The sequence below is a fragment of the Herminiimonas sp. genome (genome assembly GCF_030645555.1).
Lineage (GTDB): Bacteria > Pseudomonadota > Gammaproteobacteria > Burkholderiales > Burkholderiaceae_D > Oxalicibacterium.
The window spans coordinates 1-4,071 of record NZ_JAUSME010000334.1; the positions used below are offsets into that span (position 1 = coordinate 1).

The following is a 4,071-nucleotide window of genomic DNA, read 5'->3' on the forward strand; positions in this document are numbered from 1 at the left end:
GAAAGCCTGTCCAGAACCGTCAGCACCGTGCGCAACAGCACAGAAACCATCACCGTCGCGTCCGGCGAAATCGCTTCCGGCAATGCCGATCTGTCGAGCCGCACCGAATCGCAAGCCGGCTCGCTGGAAGAAACCGCCAGCTCGATGGAAGAACTGACCTCGACCGTGCGCCAGAATGCCGACAATGCACGGCAGGCAAATCAACTGGTCGTTTCCGCCTCCGAAGTGGCAGTCAAGGGCGGCGCAGTGGTCAGCCAGGTGGTAACGACGATGGGTTCGATCAAGGATAGTTCGCGCAAGATTGTCGACATCATCGGCGTCATCGACAGCATCGCCTTCCAGACCAATATCCTGGCATTGAATGCGGCAGTAGAAGCAGCCCGCGCAGGCGAGCAGGGACGCGGCTTTGCAGTGGTGGCCAGCGAAGTGCGCAATCTGGCGCAACGCAGTGCCAGCGCCGCCAAGGAAATCAAGAGCTTGATAGACGACTCGGTCAGCAAGGTCGATGCCGGCAGCAAGCTGGTCGATCAGGCCGGCACCACGATGGAAGAAATCGTCAACTCGGTCAAACATGTGGCCGACATCATGAGCGAAATCACTTCTGCCAGCGCGGAACAGAGCGACGGTATCGAGCAGGTGAATCAGGCCATCGGCCAGATGGACGAGATGACGCAGCAAAACGCTGCACTGGTCGAACAGGCTGCCGCTGCTGCACAAAGCATGCAGGATCAGGCGGTCGAACTATCACGCGCCGTCAGCGTCTTCCGTCTCAGCGGCAACAGCGCGATGCAGCAAGCTGCACCTGCACGCGCACCGGCAAAGGCACTCGCCAAAGCACCAGCCAGAGCCATTTCCGCTACTCCGGCGCAAAGACAAATCGCAACTAAACCGCAAAAGCCCGTTACTGCCGACAAGAGCGGTGACGACTGGGAAGAGTTTTAAGCTGCCCGATTAGACGCGATCGCGGATGCCTCCATTCCGCGCGCACACGCTGCACGATGCATGCAAGCCGGTCCAGCTTGCATGCATTTTTTTCGCCGCCACGCATGCGGAGCAGGCATCCCGTCCATCACCGATTTTCAAGAAATCTGCAGAGGACAATTGTCGGCGCAGCTGTATTGATAGACAATGACGCGCTTGCCCGGCAGAACCCTGCCTGGTAAACGGCGGCCAGACGCAGGCACTTCTGGAACCACTATCCCTTTAGTCACTGAACCCAACATGACCTCATCGAGCAAGAGCAAACCCGCCAAATCTTCAGACAAGCCGGCTTTCATCGTCAGGAATTCACCTATCCACGGTCGCGGTGTTTTTGCGACGCGCAACATTCCGGCCGATACCTTCGTGGTCGAATATGAGGGCGAGCGCATCTCTGAAAAACAGGCGGCCAAACGCCACGGCGCCGACCCTGAAAATCCTTACCACACGTTTTTCTTCAGCCTCGAAAACGGCAAGATGATAGATGGCGGCGTGGACGGCAGCGATGCGCGCTGGATCAATCATGCATGCGAACCCAACTGCGAAGCGCGCGAAGAGAAAAAACGCGTCTATATCTACACCTTGCGTGATATCAAGCGCGGTGAAGAACTCAATTACGACTATGGCCTGGTCGTTGATGAACGCCAGACCAAAGCAGTGAAAAAGGCTTACGAATGCCGTTGTGGCGCAGCCAGCTGCCGCCACACGATGCTGGCGCCGAAAAGCAAAAAGCGTTAAGCGAGGGGGTCAGGGGACTTGCCTGAAGGCAAATGAATGCCAGATCGTCATATTCACATAGCGAATATCTGATATTGGAAATGGAAATTGGTGCGCCGCGTCAACAATCCCTATACTTCAGTTGTCTCCTCTATGTCTCCTCCTTTGATATAGATTTCAGCCCGCCTCTTGTGCGGGCTTTTTTTTGCCTGCAGCATCTGCAGGCGCCGGGTTTATTCAAAGCTGCTGCAGCATGTGTTTATTGCATTATCTGGTGTTGGCCGATACGGCATTCACAAAACGCATATCTGATATTGGAAATGGAAATTGGCCCTGAAAAGCTGTCCACCCTATACTTCGTTTGTCTCCTCTATGTCTCCTCCTTTGATATAGATTTAAGCCCGCCTCCTGTGCGGGCTTTTTTTTGTCCTGTCGTCGCGCATCGTCATGCTGCAGGCGGCTGGTAGAGGCAACAATCCTTTGCATGATCGTTCACCATGCCGATCGCCTGCATGTATGCATAAACTATCGTCGAGCCGACAAACTTGAAGCCGCGTTTGGCCAGATCCCTGGACAATTGATCGGACAAGGGCGTCTTGGCCGGCGTTTCATTGATGCTGGCGCGCGTATTCAGGAGAGGCGTGCCATCCACATAAGCCCACAGGAACGGATCCAGCCCGCCGACTTCATCGCGCAGGCGCAGATAGGCTTGTGCATTGTTGATCGTGGCGGCTACTTTCAAGCGGTTGCGCACGATGCCCGGGTTGGCCAACAACTCGGCCACCTTAGCCGCATCGTAGCGGGCTATTTTTTCCGCATCCCATAGATCGAAGGCGGCACGATAATTCTCACGCTTGTTGAGGATGGTCGACCAGCTCAATCCTGCCTGCGCACCTTCCAGGTTCAACATTTCAAACAGGCGTGTTTCATCGTGGCAGGGCACGCCCCACTCTTCGTCGTGATAGGCGAGATAAAGCGGGTTGGCCAGATTGGCCCAGCTGCAGCGAGCAAGCGTCATGGTCGGGATGCAATCGAAAAGAAAGGAGTCAAGCAGATAACATTACCACCGATACGCTCTGCACAAGAACGGGCAAGGCATTTAATCACTTGTACAAATTTCCGCCTTGGTCAAGAATGGCGCCTCTGTATCCAAACCGCAATTCACCCCGGATTCAACCGGAATTTTCATGCGCGCTGCCCTGCGCTTCAAGCAAGATATTACTTATGCCGAATAAGCCCATGTCCACACGCAAGGTCGCCGTCATCGGCGGCGGGCCGGCCGGCTTGATGGCGGCAGAGATACTGGTGGCGCACGGCATCCAGGTCGATCTGTACGATGCGATGCCATCGGTAGGCCGCAAATTCCTGCTGGCCGGCAAGGGCGGCATGAACCTGACGCACACTGAAGCCAGCGCAGCCTTCCTGTCACGCTATGGCGCACGCGCGCCGCAGATTGCCCCTATGCTGCAAGCCTTTGGTCCGGATGCACTGCGGGCCTGGGTGCACGATCTCGGGATAGCAACCTTCGTCGGCAGTTCGGGCCGCGTCTTCCCGACCGACATGAAGGCAGCGCCGCTGTTGCGCGCATGGTTGAAGCGCCTGCGCGATGCCGGCGTGATCTTCCATATGCGCCATCGCTGGCTGGGCTGGGAGCAGGATCGCAAGCTGCATTTCGACACGCCGGATGGCGCAGTCAGCGTGGCGGCCGATGCCACCGTGCTGGCGCTGGGCGGCGGCAGTTGGGCGCGGCTGGGTTCCGACGGCGCCTGGCTGCCGCTGCTGGCGGCGCAGGGCATAAGCAGCGCCGCACTAAAGCCGGCGAACTGTGGCTTCGACCTCGCCTGGAGCGCGCATTTCCAGCAGCGTTATGCCGGCCAGCCGGTCAAGGCGGTGATAGCCAGCTGCAGCGCTGCCGATGGCAGCGTGCACAGACGGCAAGGCGAATTTGTCGTGACAGACGGCGGCGTCGAAGGCAGCCTGATCTATGCCTTGTCGGCCCACCTGCGCGATCAAATCGCTGCCCACGGCAGCGCTACCCTGACGCTCGATCTGGCACCCGGCAAGACGCTGGAACGCGTACTAGCGGAAGTCGCGCAGCCGCGCGGTTCACGCTCGATGGCCAGCCACCTGCAAAGCAAGGTCGGCATTACCGGCGTGAAAGCGGGTTTGTTGCGCGAGTGTGTGGATAAAGCAGATTATGCGCAGCCGCAAAAACTGGCGGCGGCCATCAAGGCGCTGCCATTGAAATTGCTCGCAGCGCGCCCTATCGATGAAGCAATCAGCAGTGCCGGCGGCGTCTTGTTTGAAGCGCTGGATGAACACTTGATGGCGCGCGCGCTACCGGGCGTTTTCTGCAGCGGCGAAATGCTCGACTGG

4 protein-coding genes are annotated in these 4,071 nt (G+C 57.9%); 3 read left to right on the plus strand and 1 reads right to left on the minus strand.

Translation table 11 applies throughout. The features are described from left to right. On the plus strand, positions 1–942 hold a 942-nt coding region (locus Q7T06_RS12500), incomplete at its 5' end, for a methyl-accepting chemotaxis protein (RefSeq protein ID WP_304785133.1). Positions 943–1,221: 279 nt separating this feature from the next. Continuing rightward, entirely contained in the window at positions 1,222–1,716 is a 495-nt protein-coding gene (locus Q7T06_RS12505) for an SET domain-containing protein (protein ID WP_304785134.1), read from the plus strand. 424 nt (positions 1,717–2,140) lie between these two features. Here the strand turns inward: Q7T06_RS12505 and Q7T06_RS12510 are convergent, their stop codons facing one another. After that, positions 2,141–2,713: a DNA-3-methyladenine glycosylase I gene (locus Q7T06_RS12510; RefSeq protein ID WP_304785135.1), complete on the minus strand. Its 573-nt coding sequence runs from the start codon at positions 2,711–2,713 to the stop codon at positions 2,141–2,143. Between the two features lie 221 nt (positions 2,714–2,934). Here Q7T06_RS12510 and Q7T06_RS12515 point away from each other — a divergent pair. Next, positions 2,935–4,071 (plus strand): TIGR03862 family flavoprotein (locus tag Q7T06_RS12515; RefSeq protein ID WP_304785136.1); only part of this gene is annotated, 1,137 nt, incomplete at its 3' end.

What these genes read in the sequence shown, in the direction of transcription:
- Q7T06_RS12510 (WP_304785135.1), bottom strand. Translation starts at nt 2,713, where the DNA reads ATGACGCTTGCTCGCTGCAGCTGGGCCAATCTGGCCAACCCGCTTTAT.
- Q7T06_RS12505 (WP_304785134.1), top strand. Translation starts at nt 1,222, where the DNA reads ATGACCTCATCGAGCAAGAGCAAACCCGCCAAATCTTCAGACAAGCCG.